Annotated in this window: 15 protein-coding genes; 4 read left to right on the top strand and 11 right to left on the bottom strand. The window is 40.4% G+C overall.

All coding sequences use genetic code 11. From position 1 onward, the window contains the following. Positions 1-481 precede the first annotated feature (481 nt). The 4 genes from TOL9009_RS0116575 to TOL9009_RS50195 are packed head-to-tail and all read left to right on the top strand — an operon-like array spanning position 482 to position 5,952. A complete protein-coding gene (locus TOL9009_RS0116575) occupies positions 482-1,474 on the top strand; it encodes a hypothetical protein (protein ID WP_029633783.1) in 993 nt (330 codons plus the stop codon). Further along, positions 1,459-2,388 carry an AAA family ATPase gene (locus tag TOL9009_RS0116570; protein ID WP_029633782.1) on the top strand — a complete coding sequence of 310 codons (930 nt, stop codon included), beginning with the start codon at positions 1,459-1,461 and terminating at the stop codon, positions 2,386-2,388. Before TOL9009_RS0116575 ends, TOL9009_RS0116570 begins: the two co-directional genes overlap by 16 nt. After that, on the top strand, positions 2,381-3,808 hold the full coding sequence (locus TOL9009_RS0116565) for a hypothetical protein (RefSeq protein ID WP_260675909.1): 1,428 nt from the start codon (positions 2,381-2,383) through the stop codon (positions 3,806-3,808). The genes TOL9009_RS0116570 and TOL9009_RS0116565 overlap by 8 nt, the downstream gene beginning before the upstream one ends. Continuing rightward, positions 3,805-5,952: an ABC transporter substrate-binding protein gene (locus TOL9009_RS50195; RefSeq protein ID WP_313770063.1), complete on the top strand. Its 2,148-nt coding sequence runs from the start codon at positions 3,805-3,807 to the stop codon at positions 5,950-5,952. Before TOL9009_RS0116565 ends, TOL9009_RS50195 begins: the two co-directional genes overlap by 4 nt. Positions 5,953-5,988: 36 nt before the next feature. On the opposite strand, the gene TOL9009_RS0116555 is transcribed toward TOL9009_RS50195, so the two are convergent. From TOL9009_RS0116555 to TOL9009_RS0116505, 11 genes are all read right to left on the bottom strand, one after another. Further along, positions 5,989-6,714 carry a sterol desaturase family protein gene (locus tag TOL9009_RS0116555; RefSeq protein ID WP_029633779.1) on the bottom strand — a complete coding sequence of 242 codons (726 nt, stop codon included), beginning with the start codon at positions 6,712-6,714 and terminating at the stop codon, positions 5,989-5,991. 120 nt (positions 6,715-6,834) lie between these two features. Continuing rightward, positions 6,835-7,857: an aromatic ring-hydroxylating dioxygenase subunit alpha gene (locus TOL9009_RS0116550; RefSeq protein WP_029633778.1), complete on the bottom strand. Its 1,023-nt coding sequence runs from the start codon at positions 7,855-7,857 to the stop codon at positions 6,835-6,837. Beyond that, the gene (locus TOL9009_RS0116545; RefSeq protein ID WP_029633777.1) at positions 7,854-8,147 is read right to left on the bottom strand and encodes a 2Fe-2S iron-sulfur cluster binding domain-containing protein; all 294 of its coding nucleotides are present in this window, start codon (positions 8,145-8,147) and stop codon (positions 7,854-7,856) included. Before TOL9009_RS0116545 ends, TOL9009_RS0116550 begins: the two co-directional genes overlap by 4 nt. A 103-nt stretch (positions 8,148-8,250) precedes the next feature. Next, positions 8,251-9,291 (bottom strand): aromatic ring-hydroxylating oxygenase subunit alpha, encoded by a 1,041-nt coding sequence (locus TOL9009_RS0116540; RefSeq protein ID WP_029633776.1) that lies wholly within the window; start codon positions 9,289-9,291, stop codon positions 8,251-8,253. A gap of 154 nt (positions 9,292-9,445) precedes the next feature. Next, the gene (locus TOL9009_RS0116535) at positions 9,446-10,633 is read right to left on the bottom strand and encodes a hypothetical protein (protein ID WP_029633775.1); all 1,188 of its coding nucleotides are present in this window, start codon (positions 10,631-10,633) and stop codon (positions 9,446-9,448) included. Between the two features lie 42 nt (positions 10,634-10,675). Then, positions 10,676-10,957, bottom strand: a complete 282-nt coding sequence (locus TOL9009_RS0116530) for a hypothetical protein (protein WP_029633774.1) — start codon at positions 10,955-10,957, stop codon at positions 10,676-10,678. A gap of 78 nt (positions 10,958-11,035) precedes the next feature. After that, positions 11,036-11,545 (bottom strand): sterol desaturase family protein, encoded by a 510-nt coding sequence (locus TOL9009_RS0116525; protein WP_029633773.1) that lies wholly within the window; start codon positions 11,543-11,545, stop codon positions 11,036-11,038. 667 nt (positions 11,546-12,212) lie between these two features. After that, positions 12,213-12,785, bottom strand: coding sequence for a hypothetical protein (locus TOL9009_RS0116520; protein WP_029633772.1), 573 nt, complete (start codon positions 12,783-12,785; stop codon positions 12,213-12,215). 267 nt (positions 12,786-13,052) lie between these two features. Continuing rightward, the gene (locus TOL9009_RS0116515) at positions 13,053-14,711 is read right to left on the bottom strand and encodes a TrbI/VirB10 family protein (protein ID WP_029633771.1); all 1,659 of its coding nucleotides are present in this window, start codon (positions 14,709-14,711) and stop codon (positions 13,053-13,055) included. 226 nt (positions 14,712-14,937) lie between these two features. After that, positions 14,938-15,600 (bottom strand): hypothetical protein, encoded by a 663-nt coding sequence (locus TOL9009_RS0116510; RefSeq protein ID WP_029633770.1) that lies wholly within the window; start codon positions 15,598-15,600, stop codon positions 14,938-14,940. Positions 15,601-15,620: 20 nt separating this feature from the next. Further along, complete coding sequence (locus tag TOL9009_RS0116505; RefSeq protein WP_029633769.1) at positions 15,621-16,439, bottom strand: hypothetical protein; 819 nt, start codon at positions 16,437-16,439, stop codon at positions 15,621-15,623. Between the last annotated feature and the right edge of the window lie 17 nt (positions 16,440-16,456).

The following is a 16,456-nucleotide window of genomic DNA, read 5'->3' as shown; positions in this document are numbered from 1 at the left end:
ATTACTAAAGCAGGAAAAAAAGAGAAAATGGTGCTAAGGGGAGTCATGGAATTTTGAGAATAGCAGACGGTGAATAGTCCTGTATAGCCGAAACTTTAGTACTTTGTCTGGAACTGGTACACTACTGTTTGAAGAAACTATATAAGTGATACTTAGTGCCGGAGACAAGTTTCAGCTATTGAAACAAAACGCAATGAATGAGATTGCTGCCTCAATGTACACACAAGTCGGAAAAACCTCACCCTCGCTTTTAGCGTAGCTAAAATCTTTCCCTCTCCTTGCCAAGGAGAGGGATGTCCGGAACGGACAGGGTGAGGTTTTTCACTCCTTTTTCGCTAATTCGATGACTTGCGTGTACACCGTAGCCGCCACAGTCCGAGAGGCTTTGATTCTTGCTCCCCTTCCCTTGTAGGAAAGGGGTTGGGGGTTAGGTTTGTGAGAAAGTTGCACACGGCGTAAGATTATTGACTTAGATAAGGAAGTGAATGTCATTTGTTCAGCACATACACCTAAACACGACGCATTGCAAGACCAGTATGAATTGTTGTGCGAAAAGTTAACAAAATTGCGAAGGGATTGTGCGATCGCAGCCGATACCCTGATTCGCTTCCAATTAGACAAGCAAATTGAACAAACTGAAGCCGAAATTGATCACCTTGCAAACCAGCTTGATAACCTGGAAAGAGCTTCGTGCAGCGAACGACTATACAAGGCTCTATTGCAATTAGGATACCGCAAACAGGCGCAAAACTTCCGCAAATTTGCTGAGGCTGAATCAGTGGCAGCCTTCCTGATTCACGGTTGTACCCCAGATTACGGGCAACGTTGGTTATTGAATCGGTTAGTAATCAAGCACGTTCCCAAAAGCATTTCTGGGAAGACAGTGCGAATTGACCTTAACCGAATTGCTCGTAGAAGTGATGTAGCAGCTTTATGGCGCGAACTCAGTAATCGGGTTGGTTTGGGCAGACAAGGCACACCTGCTGAAATCGCTGAAAGAGTTTACCAATGGTGGCAAACTCAGAGTGTTTTACTTATTTTCTACGATGTGGATTTTCTGCCTGAACCGTATTTGCAAGAACTAATCCGTGATTTTTGGTTACCATTAGCGACAAAAGCGAGGGGTAATCTTGCCAACGCCAGTCAGTTTCAATTATTAATGTTTATGGTTGATTATGCAGGCTGTGCAGATGGTTGGAATATGCCTTTTGCAGAAAGGTTTGAAGCAACTTGGAAGCCGGATAATCCGGTTAAATTGCCTGTAATTGCGGAATTTTCCGAGCATGAACTGACTAACTGGTTAGAGCATGAAGCGGACGAACTACCGAGTAAACTAACAGATGAGGTGGGTGAAACAGTAGAGAAGATACTAGAAAACAGCGACAATGGCATTCCAGAACCCGTAATGGCAGAAATTTGTCGCTTGTCTGATTGTGACTGGTACGAACACGAGGAAAAATGGCTGAAGTTCTAGGCAAGCAAGTATTGGAATATACAGGCAAAGTGCAGCCCAAACTCGGAGAACGGGGAGCTAAGGGACAGCTTTTGTATCCCTATTTACCCAATCCGGAACTGGTGGAAGCGGTGAATCTGGCGATTTATTTGGAACGACCGTTACTGCTGAAGGGTGAACCGGGATGTGGTAAAACTCAATTAGCTAGTGCAGTTGCCTACGAATTAAGCTTGGATTTGAAAGCTTGGTACGTAAAATCCACAAGTCGGGCGCGGGATGGGTTGTATACTTACGATGCCGTGGGACGGTTGCGGGATGCCCAGCTTGCGGCTTCTAATCGCTTAACACCAGAACAAATGCAGCGCATCAATGACCCAACTGCCTACGTGCGTTTGGGACCATTGGGACAAGCATTTCAGCAGGACAATCCCACAGTGGTGCTGATTGACGAGATTGATAAAGCTGACATTGACTTTCCCAACGATTTGCTGCTGGAACTGGATGAGCGGCGGTTTATTGTTGAGGAAACGGGTCAGGAAGTTGAGGCAAAGGCAGCCCCAATCGTGATTATTACCAGCAATGATGAGAAAGATTTACCAGATGCCTTTTTGCGTCGGTGTTTGTTTCATTATGTGGAATTTCCTAGCAGTGAAACCCTCGTCCAAATTATCAATGCTTTATTTCCAACTACATCAAAGGAGTTAGTTACTCAAGCTATAACTCGCTTTTTGCAACTGCGGGAGGAAATGCGGAAAGACAAAGGGGAAGCAGGTAAGAAAGTTAGCACCAGCGAATTAATTGACTGGTTTCGTGTTTTGCGTCGCTATCCTCAAGATGAGGTGTTGGGGAAACTGGATGGAAAGTTGCCGTATGCGGGTGTATTGCTGAAAAGTTGGGAAGATCATGTACGGTATTTGAGGGGAAGCCGTGGATGAGAATGATTTGCACCACCCAGATCCCCGACTTCTTGAAGAAGTCGGGGATCTAAACCCCTGCGATTTGCCTCTACTGGAACTTTTCACCAAGCTGCGGGAAGCAGGCTTACCACTTGGCATTGACGAGTATCAGTTAGTTTTAAAGTCTTTGCAAGGTGGATTTGGGATTAGTGATAATGCTGCTTTGAAACGTCTGTGTCAAACTTTGTGGGTTAAATCTGCTGAGGAAAAGCTGATATTTGAGTATCAGTTTAAACAATTAATTGGTAGTGAGGCTATTTCGTTAACCCCTGAAACACAATTTGGACAGCATCAAAATAAAATATCTCAGATTGCTCGCTACGTGATTCTGGGGATTTTAGGTATTGGAATTGCCTTGAGTTTTAAACTCAGTTCCCACGAACAAACCCAGACAACACAGCAAAAACCAACACTGAGTCCAACCACAAATATTGGACAGGAAACAGCAAATCAAACAATAGTACAACCAACTGCAACACCATCGCCAAACACCAACACAAACCAGTCAAATTGGATTTTTGGCAGTTTGTTATCAGTCATCGTCTTGAGTGCTGGGTATATAACTTTCAGAACGGTAACTAAGCGGAAAACTGAACAGTCCCTAATTGAAAATACCTCCATTCCTCATTTGTCCCCAGAATTGACACAGATAATCGAAGATGAGGTACAAGTAGCTCAGGCAGTGCGGCAAGTTACAACTAGAAGTGAGGAAATTCCTCAGATTAGCTTTATCTTATCTACTGAGTATTTTCCTGTGACTGAGCGGCAAATGAAACAAATTTGGCGCTACTTACGCCGCCCGGTACGTGAGGGAGCCGCAACAGAATTAGATGTGGAAGCAACGGTCAACCAAATTGGATGCCAAGGTTTATTGCTCCATCCTGTATTAGTAGCACCTAGGGTGAACCGGGCGGAAATGCTGTTATTAATTGATCAAGATGGTTCAATGGTGCCTTTTCATGCATTATCCCGGCGGCTAGCAGAAACGGCGTTACGCGGTGGTCGTTTGGGTAATGCTGGTATTTACTACTTTCACAATTGCCCTATCGATTATCTCTACCGCGACCCCTATCATCAAGAAGCGGTGTTAGTCAGTGATATTGTTAATCATATTTGCTCTGAGCGTACAGCGGTATTAATTTTCAGTGATGCTGGCGCTGCTCGTGGTGGCTTGAATGAAGAACGCTACGATTTAACTAAAGAATTTCTTGGCAAGCTTAAACAGCGAGTGCGTTACATTGCTTGGCTAAATCCAATGCCAAAAAAGCGTTGGTTTGGTACAACAGCCTACGAAATAGCCCGTTTGGTTCCCATGTTTGAAGTTAGCCGCCGGGGTTTGCAAGATGCTATTGGTGTGCTGCGCGGACGTCCAACGAATTTTGATGGGCGAAAAATATGAGCAAAATCAAACCTCAAGTCGCCCAACGACGCATCGAGTCTTTTACAAAACGCTTTGGAGAGACGCATTTGTATTTGGCGTATCATGCGGCTTTTCCCTTAGCACTCACACCCGATTTGTTATATCGTCTGTGGGCGAACTTTCAGAGAGATATTCATGGTGAAGTGCTGAATATTCCTTGGATAGCAGTAGCAGATTTGCTGCTTTCAAACCTGTGCGATGAAGTTGGACATGAACTTTATGAGATAGATTTGGCAGTGCGAAATCAACTGTTGCGCCAATTAAAGGAGGATGAAAAATTCGGGCAACAGCGAATTCAAGAACTTTCAGATTTCATGCTCTATTATATACGACAGCAGCTGCACAGTAATGACCCTGATGTTAAGGATTTTGCCGAAGCTCAGAAGTGGACGGCTTTAGCATACACTCAACCTAGCGACGCTGCTCGTGAACTGGCATTGGTATTCTCAAAATTGGATGAGAAAGATACACCGGAACTGGTGCGAATGGCATCATTGACGGAAACAATGGCAGAGTCATTAGCTGATTTTCAACCGCTACTGATTTATGCCCGTGGCATGGGAAACTTTGCTCGTGGCAACTTGGAAGCTGCAACAAATCAACTTGCGAAAGTGCTGGAAGGAAAAAAGCAAGTAGAGGTTGCTGGAATTAGTTTACCTATACCCGAACAGATAAACTTATTAAATCTTCCACACCAGTCTAAGCAGTTACTCACTAACCCTAAAAACTGGCTGAAGAAAAGTAGACCTCAATCACTAATGTTTCTATCGGCGGCTATGTTGCTCTTCACAGTGGGAGCTGCTACTTGGTTCTTGGCTAGCAGTTTAGGACTAAAATTTGACAATCTTTTCACTTACATTCAGGAAAATGCTATTAATCCATCCCTACAAGACCGCATTAGTTTTGGTGAAAAAACTTTAATTGCAGGAGAAATTTCTCCAGCTAAAAAAGAAGGTGTAGAAGCGATCGCTGCCGGAAGTTATGAAAAAGCGATCGCCAATTTGACAACAGCTATTAAACAAAATCCTAACGACCCAGAAGCGCTGATATTCCTTAATAATGCCCGGATTGGCTCTGCAAAAAGCTACACCATAGTTACGTCTTTGCCCATTGGTAACAATCCAAATACTTCTTTAGAAATTTTACGTGGTATCGCTCAAGCTCAAAATGAAATAAATGCCTCTGGAGGTATAAAGGGAGTGAGGTTGAAGGTAGAAATTGCCAACGACGATGACAATCCAGAAATATCCAAGCAAATCGCGACAACGTTAGTCAAAAATTCCGAAATATTAGGTGTAATTGGTCCTACTACCAGCGATGCAACTTTAGCCGCAGGCACTGTTTATACTTCTGGAAAACTTGTAGCTATCACTCCCACGAGTACCTCAGTTAAGATTTCTAACTTTAGCCCTTACGTTTTTCGTACAGTTCCCAGTGATTTCATTGCTGCCAGAAGTTTAGCTAACTACATGGTGAACAAGTTGCAGAAAAAAAAAGCAGCGGTTTTTTTCAATTCCCAAAGTAATTACAGCCAGTCGCTTAAATCTGAGTTTGTCTCATCTGTGTCTTTAGAAGGTGGACAAGTCTCGAATGAATTTGACTTGTCCCAAGCAAATTTTAGTGCGGCTAGAAGTGTAGAACAAGCGACTAACCAAGGTGCAGAAGTGTTAATGTTAGCTTCTAACACTGAGACTCTCGACAAAGCGTTGCAAGTAATTCAGGTTCACGATAAACGGTTAGCTTTGCTGGGGGGAGATGATTTGTACACCTTCAAGACTTTAGAAGTAGGAAGACAACAAGCTGTTGGTCTAATAGTGGCAATTCCCGGGGTGAATTATACGTCAGACTTTACCATAAAGGCCAGGCAGCTTTGGGGTGGTGATGTAGGTTGGAGAACTGCCCTATCTTATGACGCTACACAAGCGTTGATTGCTGCTATAGAACTTAATCCGACACGCGAGGGGGTACAACAAGCACTTAGCTCATCTAACTTTTCTGCAATCGGTGCTTCTGGTGCGATTCGATTTTTAGCATCAGGCGATCGCAATGCTCCAGTTCAACTTGTAAAAATCGCTACTGGTAATCGTTCTCGTACAGGCTATGATTTTGTGCCAATACCATAATCTGTAATTAAAAATTAAAACTCAAAAACTCCCAAATTAAAAGGGTAAAAATAGCTTTTGGGTTAAGCTTAACTTCGTCTCCACACCCAACGAATCTGGTGCTTTGTCACATTCAAAATAAGTCCCGTGAATTTTATCCCACAGCTTGAAATTTGCTCCATAATTACCACAAATACCGCTGCTGGCGTGATGCCAAGCATGATTCTGTGGTAGAATCAGCAAAGGTGACAACCAGCGGTAAAGTAAAGATGTTGGTGTAGGTGCGATCGCACTATGTCTCCACAAATCTAAAGCCGAACTCAAGCTGACACCCGCAACATACCAGCTAGAATCTTGCAGGAGATAGATAAATAAAGCGTGAACCCACAAATAAATAATTAGAAAGCTTGTCCACAAAGTATTGCGAGAAGTTCCTAAAACATCCATTTGTGTAACAGTGTGATGGACTTGATGCACATACCACAGCCAACGGGTATGAAATAGACGATGATTCCAGTAGTATAGATAATCGACAAATATAAAGCTGAGACAAAATGCAACGATGGGGTGCAGATTTAGTGCAGCTTGAAAATTGGCAAGCAAATGCTGATAAAGTTGATAAATAACAGTTATTTGCAGGATGGGAATCAAAATTCCTTGAAAAAATAAATTAATTCCATCCACAAACCAGTCTTCACGGTTCTTTAAGCGATAAAAACTAAGTTTGTTATCACTCACCACAGTCAGCGTCAGCAAAATCACGAAGGCAAAAAAAACTAACATTTAAAAAAACAGTGTCACTTTACACCATTTTAAATTTTAATTTTACTTATAATAATTCTCAGGTTCTACCTGGGAATTACGAAGTGGCTTTATTTTGCCACTTCTTTTTATGAGTGTAGTTCATACCCAAAACTTGATTTCTACAGATTTTTCTGGTAAGTTTCTAGGATCTTCCCCTTGAGCAATTTTATTGCGGATAGACTCGACAAAGACGTGAATGGTATCTGCGGGGGTGTTGGCAAAATTGCTGCCGTATTTTTCAATTACTTGCCACTGGATGTTTAAAGCTGCGACATCTTGGCGGATAATATATTGAGCAGTCCATTTGACAAAATATCGCGCTAATTTGTTCCAAATGCCGTAATTAAAGGTTACATCGGTGTAAACTAAAGTTGAATCCGCAGCTTCGGGAATCGATTGGCTGGTGATGAAAAGCTTTCTGTGCGTTCCCATATCATACTCAACGCTGGTGATATTCGGCATGTGAAAGCTGTCGATATGACGAATTTCGTAACCTTGAGAGTTGAGGAAGCGTGTAAACCAACCGAGATTTGTTGTCTCGTTACGGTAGGATGCAAAAACTGAACCGTTGCGTCTTTGCACTGTCATTTCTAGCTGTGAAGCGCAAGGTTTGCGGAAGACTCCCGGATGAACCGATGCTGTGTGGGGAATATCGATGAAATTTTCCGCACAGTTGGTGACGTTGTTGCGAAAGCGGTTAATGACACGTACTGTTTCCCATCCTGGTTGTTTATAGCAAGGCATTTTGAAAGGCGCAAATTCTTGACTTGGCTTTTGCGTCGATCGCACATAAACATATCCATCTTGCTCTTTTGTGTCATAAGATAACACGCGACGAGCATCGCTAAGTTGGAAATTTTCACCTTCAGCAGGTACAGCTACAACTTTGCCGGTTTTGTCGTAAACCCAACCGTGGTAAGGACAGTGGATTTTGCCTGCACAGATTTTACCATGAGAAAGACGGCTGTTTCTGTGCATACAGCGATCGCGCAAAACAACCGCTTTCCCATCATCACCACGAAACACTACCAGCCATTCATCTAAAACTGTGCGTTGCAGTATCGTCTTCAATTTTAGTTGCTTGCTTTCACAAACAATATACCAAAAATCCTCAAATCTCACTTTTCCCCCACATAACTTTTTATTTCTATATCGTTTGTTAAATCTATCTGACAAGCAAGTCTTGCTTGTTTATTTCCCGGTGCAAATATCTCTAAAATTTCCTTTTCTTCCTCACTAGCAGGTGGAATATCACCTTCTACAATTACCAGACAAGTTCCACAAATTCCCGTCCGACAGCCAAATAAAACTGGAGAGTTTTGGATTGTGAGATGTTCAGAAAGTTTTTCATGACTTTCTAAACTAATTGCTTGATAATTGCTTTCGGTAAAATTGATAAAAAGTTTATTCATGAGAAATAAAACCGCAGATGAACGCAGATGAAAGCAGATTTTTTAATCTATTTTAATTTCTTTCTCTGCGTCTCTGCGACTATGCGTGAAAAAATATTATAATTCAAAACTTTTCTTTCGACCATACAGACGCTTCAAGTTTATTTACATACTGCATATATTTAACTAATGGTGCATCTATATTAAGAATTACCTGAGGATTGTAGCGAATATTGTCATAAATCATGCCATCTTCACCACGTAAAAAATAGTAAGCTAATTTAGTTAACAAAAGTAACATTCGCGTAATCACCCAACCAAATACACCTTTTCTTTCTTTCGCAACATAAATAGGTTGAATGCGCGTTCTACCCATTTCTACAGGGGTGTAAGCGTAAATCATGTGTAATGGTGGCACAATACGAACTTTTTTCATAATAGTTAAAAGCCCGATACAGCCATCTGCATATCTCATAGTATATTCATAATGTTCTCCGAGAATTTTTTGCCCAATTCGCTCTCTTATTGTCGTTTTAGGGAATTCACCGCTGAGGGTAAAATTAACAATTGTACCGGATTCATTTTGTTGTAAAGATAAATCCATTTTAATATTTAATTTATGTACGGTTTGCAGATGTTGAGCATCAATGCCATTCATCATGCATATGTGGTGATGACAGCTTCTTTCAAAAGCTTTGTCATGTATTGTCACGAGAGGTTTATCTTTAAGTTCATCAAATTCAACTACTTTATTTGGTGCTTCTTTATCTGGATAAACCCAAATAAAATCATATTTTTCATCTGTAGCATAAGATTGCAGTTTCGCTTTATCGGGAATTGTTGATTGACAAGGAATATCTTGACAGTTTCCCTCACCATCAAATGCCCAATGATGAAAAAAACAGCGGATGAAATTACCCTCAACTCGTCCAATTCCTAAATCAGTTCCTAAATGTGGGCAATAAGCATCTAATGCGCGAAGTTTTCCATCTTCTCCGCGAAAGATAACGATTTGTTGTCCACAAATATTTAAAGATTTTACTTGACTTTTTACTATTTCCTTACTTGGACAAGCAATATACCAGCCTTTAGCGATAATATCCCAATTATTGAAGATTTTCATCTTTATAATCGGTTGTGTGTTTTGATTTTGAAATTGATTCATTATAAGTTAATTAATTTTAAAAGACCTTGTAGTCAGCGCTACCCTACGGGAAAGCTTCGCTAACAGCGCTGAATTGATTCATTATAAGTTAATTAATCTGGAAAGGTTTTGTAGTTAGGGCTGAAGCGCTGAAGCGCTTACTACGAATTAAGATTTATTTGTAAAAGGAGGACGATGAAAAGGCTTTTTTTTGCGTTTCTAAATATTTAGGAATAGAATTTGATGCCATGAGGGACATTTGTTTATTACTTTGCCAAACGTAATTAAGTTTATCTAGGTAAACTTTATAAGATTCCATCGCTTCGGTGTGGGTTTGATAGCTGCGATGTAGTCCTTCTGATTCTTGGGTAAAACTAAGACGCATCATTTCTTTTGCTTCAATATCGCTCATACTAAAAGATGGCGATCGCAAGACTTGATAAATCGCTGAATATAATGCCGGATCGTACCAAAAAATGCCGTTGATTGCCGCACTAAAATGATAATGGTCTTTTTGACAACCACGCAAACCCAAATTAGCTACTAACTTCTCAAATGCTGTCGGTGGTTTCAAACACGAAATCACATCATGGGATATAATTGTCGAACTGTTAAAATGAAAGCTTTCATCCATGAAGTGATAGTAAGATATCTTTGCCGGGATGGGAGCGTTTTCTGGGTCGGGATGTTTCTGATAATAATTGCTTAATTTGTGCTGTACTAACTTTCCGTTGAGTGTTCGCACTCCTCGGACGGTGAAGTATTGACAAGCCAAGAAGGTATTATCTGATGATAGAAGTCCAAAGGTTTGCAATTGTAGCTTTTTCCACCAACTTTTCAAAGCGTTGGTGTCAGCGAAAATCATCGTTTCGCTAAATGGTCCCCGCATGGGATAGGAGAAAATTCGCTTACCAAATAATGCTGCTTCTACTTGGTTGGAAACTGTTTGAAAAGCGTGAATATGTGCGCGTTCTTGGGCAGATTCCAAGTCGAGCATATCACAAACTAGACGAAAATCTTCTTGGGCATAAAGTCCGGCAGCGCTAGTTTGATTAAAGAAGATTGTTGCAATTTCGGCGGAGATAATTTGCGAATAATAAGCTACCCAATAAAGTTGATTTAAGATAACTTTTTGACTTTGGCTTGCTTGTGACCATACTGGTGTACCGTAAAGTAAAGAAAATTCCTCTGGGTTCCAATAAACGTCTTTGCAATCTTCATATTTAAATGCGGCAGCAGCTTCGTCAAGTAGTTGCGTGTGGTCTTGTTGTTTGTTGCGTGTGTGGTTAATTTCTAGTTTGCGGTAGATTTTGGGATTTTGTAGAAGTGTGTTTTGTTTGGGTTCGTTGAGTCTTGTGTTCATGTTAAATTTAGTAGTAAGCGTTTCAGCGCTTATTACGAGTTTTTATACACATTTTTCTGGTGGGAAAGGGTGAAATGATTTTCGCTGGTCTAGTTGTTCAAGTATGCTTTCTGCATTGGAGTGACTCATAAGCGATCGCAATAATTTCAAACGACTACCACTGTGAGTTTCTGTATCCAATTCGGTAAAAATCTTTACTTTCTGTTGACGCGATAAATCACCTTTGACTTTCTCAATTGCAGTTATAACGCTTTGAGGTCCCACTTGCACCATCTGCAAAAAAGAATTATTCTCCTTGTCCCCTTGTCCCCTTGTCTCTCCCACTCTCCCTCTCCCCCTCTCCTCCTCTACTCAAAAGGGTTGAATCCAGCGGTTTTGTGTTCAATAGTTTAGTATTTTCGTTTATTCTATCTGAATCAACGAGGAACGCAGATTAAGCCTCAAAAGACGTAGCGATCGCATCCAAATTTTTGCCGGTTGCTCAAAGAATGTAAAAATATCACCGTACCCGATGTTAGTTTTTTGATGATGCAACCAATGTCTTTCCGGTGTAGTGATATATAAAACCTGACACAGCAAACTCAAAAACTTAGGAGTTTCCCAACCCAAGACACTTATGTGTCTCCACCATACATGAAACTGACCAAAAAGCAACCCACAAATAACGCCAACGGGAGAAAAAGTCCACAGAAATACTGCTAAGAGCAAATATGGCAAAGCCCCCAAAATACCATCTAAAAGAACCTGGAAATTGAAAGTTAAAATTGCGTAATGGCGAAAGTCTTTCTTCCAAGAGTGGTGCGTTTGCAAGTGAAGCCTACCAAAAACATGCTCAGGTATATGGTAGAAGAAGGTAGAAAAAAAATCGCCGAAAAACAGTAGTAGCCAACCAACCGCAATAGCCTCAAGCATTTGTACTCCTCACTCAGATTCCCTATTGTTATTCCTTCTTTAGATAAAAATATGGTTAGTTTAGCAATAATCCATTGCTTTGAGTCTGACTTTGGTACACTATCCTTTATTTTTGCATACATCTAAAAAACGACACAATTTAAGTAGTTTATCTGAAGTCTGCTGAACGAAGTAAGTCACTAAGAGTAAAATTTTAGTTAAAGTTTGTTAAAATTTAGGTTAATTTACCGAAATGCACCCTTATAGTCAACCATAAAAATAAATGCCCACAGGACTTACCCAAGGGTCAGAAAATGACGATTCAAGGTCTAAGTCTAAAAACTGAGGAACACTACTTTTTCCAAGGTAACTTAGTACCCATCTCAGTCAGCGCTGAGAAGACGAGATAGAGGACAAGTACACTAATACTAATAAGAAAAAGAACCAGGTCGTTATTCATTTTAATATAATATTCCTTTCAGGAATTGTGATTAGACACTCTTTAGTGGAAAACATGTAGAGACGTAGCACTTGGTAGTCTCTAGGGGTTCTGGATAACGCATAATTAATTTCCACATCGGTCGTCTATTATAATTTTGCACTGTAGAGACGTTTCAGAAATATCTCTGGGGGCAACTTAACGAATGATTAATGTTGATGAAATAAGCCTGCGGTCATTCTTTCTAAATTATTTTGGAGGTCTAACACAAGACATTTCATTAGTAGAAGGAGGGTCAGAAAAAATTGCTAAAGTGCTATATTCAGGGCTACCTTTGCCATATATTACTCGAAATGCATACAACTTGGTTTTGCCTTGTTTTTCAGTAACTACTGTTAAAAGTGTATTATTAGTATTAGGCAATCCGGCAATTTTCAGTTTGGGAATTCGTCTGAGTTGAATTACACTCGCAGCTGAATTTTTACAATCTCCTTGACTAACATTACGGTCTTGACCAAACTGCATACACATCGGACCATCAAAATCTATAGTGACCTGTGAAGGGTCGTTTAACCAAACTTTTTTAATTGTTTCTCCGGATTGAATAAAACTTAAGTTTGTTCCTTGTTGATACCAAATATCGATAATAGGTGTTGCTCCCCCTAAACCCTGTGCTTGGCAAGAAAACATCGAACGAAGAACGGCATTATTAGCTAAAACACGACCTGCAACTAATAAAATTGCAGTTGAAAAAATCAAGGTAGCCAGATGTAATAAATAAGATTTATCTGGAGTATTTCCTTGTGATGTCTCGTTTTTCATGGCTGCAAAAATTTAGATAGATAAATAGTTCAAGCAAATTCAATGCGGGCGTTGTTAAATGATATCATGTCATGCATTGAGAAAAATACCTTAACCCTCGTAGAGACGTTCCGCCGGATTACTAGAGACGTTCCGCCGGATTACTAGAGACGTTCCGCTGGATTACTAGAGACGTTCCGCCGGAACGTCTCTACCAGAGATTAGGTATTTCATGTTTGAATTGAAAAGTGCCGAAATTTTAATGCTTCATTCTCCAACTTCTAACTATTAAAACTGCGTTGTTTGATTTACATATATTTCAATTTCTTTGCCTGCGGGCATAAACCAAACGTTAGTGCGTTGTGCCTGTCTTTTAGAGATATTTTGTTGATTGCGTTGGGAAACTTGTTGAGCTATATTAGTCGCACCACCTTCCAAAACGCCCGCTAATATGTTGCGTCTGTTGTCGGTGGTTTGAAAACAATTATTATTAGTAACACTAGTCCCACTAGTAACAGTAGTATTAGGGACGCACTGGATTCTGGTATCAGGACGATTAAATATCTCTGCTGCTTTACCAACACCATTCAAGGCGAATACTCCTACATCCGTTAGCCCTGCGACAGACCCCCCTTGATTAGAATATTGGCTTGCGATGAGAGGTTTGCCTTGATTAGCGCGAACGGTTATTGCATTTGGCGGTAAGCTTTTTTCAGTGAAGTTGTTATTATTTGGGACAATAACTTTGACTACATCCAACTGTAGGAAGCCTTGGTCTGAAATAGAACGAACTTGAGCTAAAAATTCAGTCTTAGCAGGTAAAGCGATCGCACCATCCACAGATTTTAATGGCTCTTTCAAACGCACTACAAATACGTCTTTGCCGCTTTCGTCTTTTTTATTGCTATTGGTTGATCTAGTAGTTTCCCCAAATACAGCGGTCGCAAATACAGCTTTCGCTCTAGTTCCTACAGCCACGGATTTCGGAGTCTGCTGTTTTGTTTGGCTAACCGCAGGGGTTGACTCTTCTTCTGGTTCGTCGTCTGGCTTGGTATTTGCTGCCAACCGAGTATTATTTACAGGAGGTGTAGGAGTAGGTGTAGGAGTAGCTGCTTGAACACTATTCCCAGTCATAGTAACCATACCGTAGCTACCTAATTTTGCTAACTTTGCCCATTCCTGAAGCGGATCTGGTGTGGGTTTGGGAGTTACTGTAACTATTGGCTGGGTGTTTGCTGCAACTATCGGCAAAGGTGATGGTAAAATTTGAGAGTTAGCAGGCTTTTGTGGAATAGGCTTTTGTGGAATAGGCTTTTGTGGAACAGAGGGTGCTTTAACGACACGCTCAACAGTGACTATGCGAGGCACATAAACTGTTCGCACGGGTGTTGGTATCCTTTCCACTGGTATCCTCACTCTATTGACAGAAGTTGGTGGTTGTGAAACTGGTCGAGCTGCAACAGGTGTTGGTTTTTGAAGTCTGAGCTTTTGTTGTGCTGCTTTGACTGCTTCTGTTTGTTCAGTCAGGGCTAATTTAGTTTTTAAAGTCTCTAGTTCTGATTGTAGCTGCTGCGGGCGGGAATCGCTTATTGGTTGCGATCGCATAGAAACATTATTCTTTTTTGGCTGTTGCTTGCCAGTGTTCATTAGCTGCGACAAAAACACGCCAGCCACCAATACTATACCCAAAGTACCAGCACCCACCAAGCCTAACTTAGCAAAGGGGTTAGATGAGAGGGGTTCCTTAGTGCGAACTTCTTGAGGATCAGACAAAGGTTGTAACGCAGGAGTTGATTCTTCTACTGCTTCCTCGGTATTAGCAGATGAAGATTCTTCTACCAAGCCAACCAATCTTGCCATCCGTGATTCCCAATCTAAAGTGTCCAATTCGGGTGGACTATCTAGATTTTGTGGCAACTTTTCTGAAGGAATTGAATATCGAGTCATAAATTAATTTTTAATTTTAGAATTCAACAATGCCATTGTGGCAGGGGTTTTCACGGATGACTACATATAGCAGTTGTTCGAGACGCGAAGCGCGTTGGCAAAGCCTCTCGTAGAGAAGCCTCTCGCAGAGAAGGCGATTAGTTAAACAAAGGCAACTTTCACAATTCAGATAGGATTGCTATATAAATTGAACGTACAATTACTTAGTATAGTTTAATTTTGAATTTCATGAACATTTTTTATCTTGTATTTCACAGATATTATAAATTTTTAATCTCGCTTCGCCAAGGCGATAAGCCACCAAGTTCAAAGGTAACGGGGAGTTTGGTAGTGAAGCAGCTTGTTCATCAATTGCTCTCACTAAAATTATTTTATTAAAGGAAATTGATTTTCCCAATCTATCAGAATTTGTAAAAATTATTTGATTAGCAAACATTTCCACTTTCCACTTACCATTTTCTATTTTTGTAGGTTGAGAAATACTTTCTATAACCAATACATTTTCAGTTCCTTTACTTAAGTTTTCAGTGGGACTAATTTGTGATTGTAATTTTGGCTGCAATTCATTAGCTATCAGTTCAGAACTAACTTCCCAAACAGTTTTTGGCTGCTGTTGCTGCGACCAAGTAAGCATTAAGGTCATAGTTTCACCGACAAAGCGCCGAATTGTCTCTGGATGTCGCTCTAAATTCGGTTTGGGGTCTACTGTTATGGCATGTCCATCAGCAAGTTGCACTAAACTTTGAGGTGTTAATCGCATCTGTAACTGCTGCAACATAGACCAGTGGAAGAACAGTACGAGTAAAGTGAGCAGATGCAAACCAAATGTTGCGACGGCAAATAATGGTAAAATACTGCTTTTCTTATTTTCAGTTTTAAGTATCTGCATTAATATTTACCTCTAAAAAGTTATTTGATAAAACTATCAGTTGTTTGTCTATTACCGCATACATTTACATCTGGATTCTGGTTATTATATTCATCGATTAAACATAAATTCCGAATTTCGTAAATTTCTAGTTGATCGGCGCGGACGCTATAAATTGCTTTTTGCAGAACAGTGGTATTATCAAGTTGTGGATAAGCAAAAGAATCTACCGCACGGACAAGTAAATCTTTATTAAAACGAGTTACGATTGTTCTATTGTCAGCTTGTTTTTTTTGAATCAGGTCGGCTACCATCCCAACTCGCCATTTACCCAAACCAATTTTTTCAGGTGGATAAACTCGCTTAATAACTAACTCTCCAGAAATATTTTGACTGGGTTTATTATAAAAAACTTCTGGTGGTGTCATTTCCGCAATTGTGCTTAAGAAACCTTTGCGGAAATCTTCAGATAAAGCAAAACTGGCTATCCAACTTGTTGTACTAACTTTTCGGCTACCACCGCGTGAAGTTTGAATTGATATTCCTGCATCTGCTTGAGGTTGTGTAACTTGTTCAATAGATTCTGGTGGTAATTTTCCCGACCAATTAAACATTGATGTCATCGTTTTACTGACGAATTGACGAATTGCTTCGGGTTCTCTTTCGAGATCAGTAACATCTGCTGGTTTACCATCTATCAGTTGCACAAAGTTGGGAGCTTTTCTCACGCTGAGTTGGCGAATATTTATGCCTTGAAATATTAATAAAAATATAGCCGATAGATGCAAACTGAAAGTAGCGATCGCAAAAATTGTTAAAATACTTCCTGTTCGTTGTCTTTTCTCCAGTAAACGTACCATTTAGTCATCCCCCTTAC

The sequence above is a fragment of the [Scytonema hofmanni] UTEX 2349 genome (assembly GCF_000582685.1).
GTDB classification, from domain to species: Bacteria; Cyanobacteriota; Cyanobacteriia; order Cyanobacteriales; family Nostocaceae; genus Hassallia; species Hassallia hofmanni.
This window is presented reverse-complemented; position numbering and strand designations above follow the sequence as displayed.

What these genes read in the sequence shown, in the direction of transcription:
- TOL9009_RS0116570 (WP_029633782.1), top strand. Translation starts at nt 1,459, where the DNA reads ATGGCTGAAGTTCTAGGCAAGCAAGTATTGGAATATACAGGCAAAGTG.
- TOL9009_RS50195 (WP_313770063.1), top strand. Translation starts at nt 3,805, where the DNA reads ATGAGCAAAATCAAACCTCAAGTCGCCCAACGACGCATCGAGTCTTTT.
- TOL9009_RS0116555 (WP_029633779.1), bottom strand. Translation starts at nt 6,714, where the DNA reads ATGTTAGTTTTTTTTGCCTTCGTGATTTTGCTGACGCTGACTGTGGTG.
- TOL9009_RS0116545 (WP_029633777.1), bottom strand. Translation starts at nt 8,147, where the DNA reads ATGAATAAACTTTTTATCAATTTTACCGAAAGCAATTATCAAGCAATT.
- TOL9009_RS0116540 (WP_029633776.1), bottom strand. Translation starts at nt 9,291, where the DNA reads ATGAATCAATTTCAAAATCAAAACACACAACCGATTATAAAGATGAAA.
- TOL9009_RS0116535 (WP_029633775.1), bottom strand. Translation starts at nt 10,633, where the DNA reads ATGAACACAAGACTCAACGAACCCAAACAAAACACACTTCTACAAAAT.
- TOL9009_RS0116525 (WP_029633773.1), bottom strand. Translation starts at nt 11,545, where the DNA reads ATGCTTGAGGCTATTGCGGTTGGTTGGCTACTACTGTTTTTCGGCGAT.
- TOL9009_RS0116520 (WP_029633772.1), bottom strand. Translation starts at nt 12,785, where the DNA reads ATGAAAAACGAGACATCACAAGGAAATACTCCAGATAAATCTTATTTA.
- TOL9009_RS0116515 (WP_029633771.1), bottom strand. Translation starts at nt 14,711, where the DNA reads ATGACTCGATATTCAATTCCTTCAGAAAAGTTGCCACAAAATCTAGAT.
- TOL9009_RS0116510 (WP_029633770.1), bottom strand. Translation starts at nt 15,600, where the DNA reads ATGCAGATACTTAAAACTGAAAATAAGAAAAGCAGTATTTTACCATTA.
- TOL9009_RS0116505 (WP_029633769.1), bottom strand. Translation starts at nt 16,439, where the DNA reads ATGGTACGTTTACTGGAGAAAAGACAACGAACAGGAAGTATTTTAACA.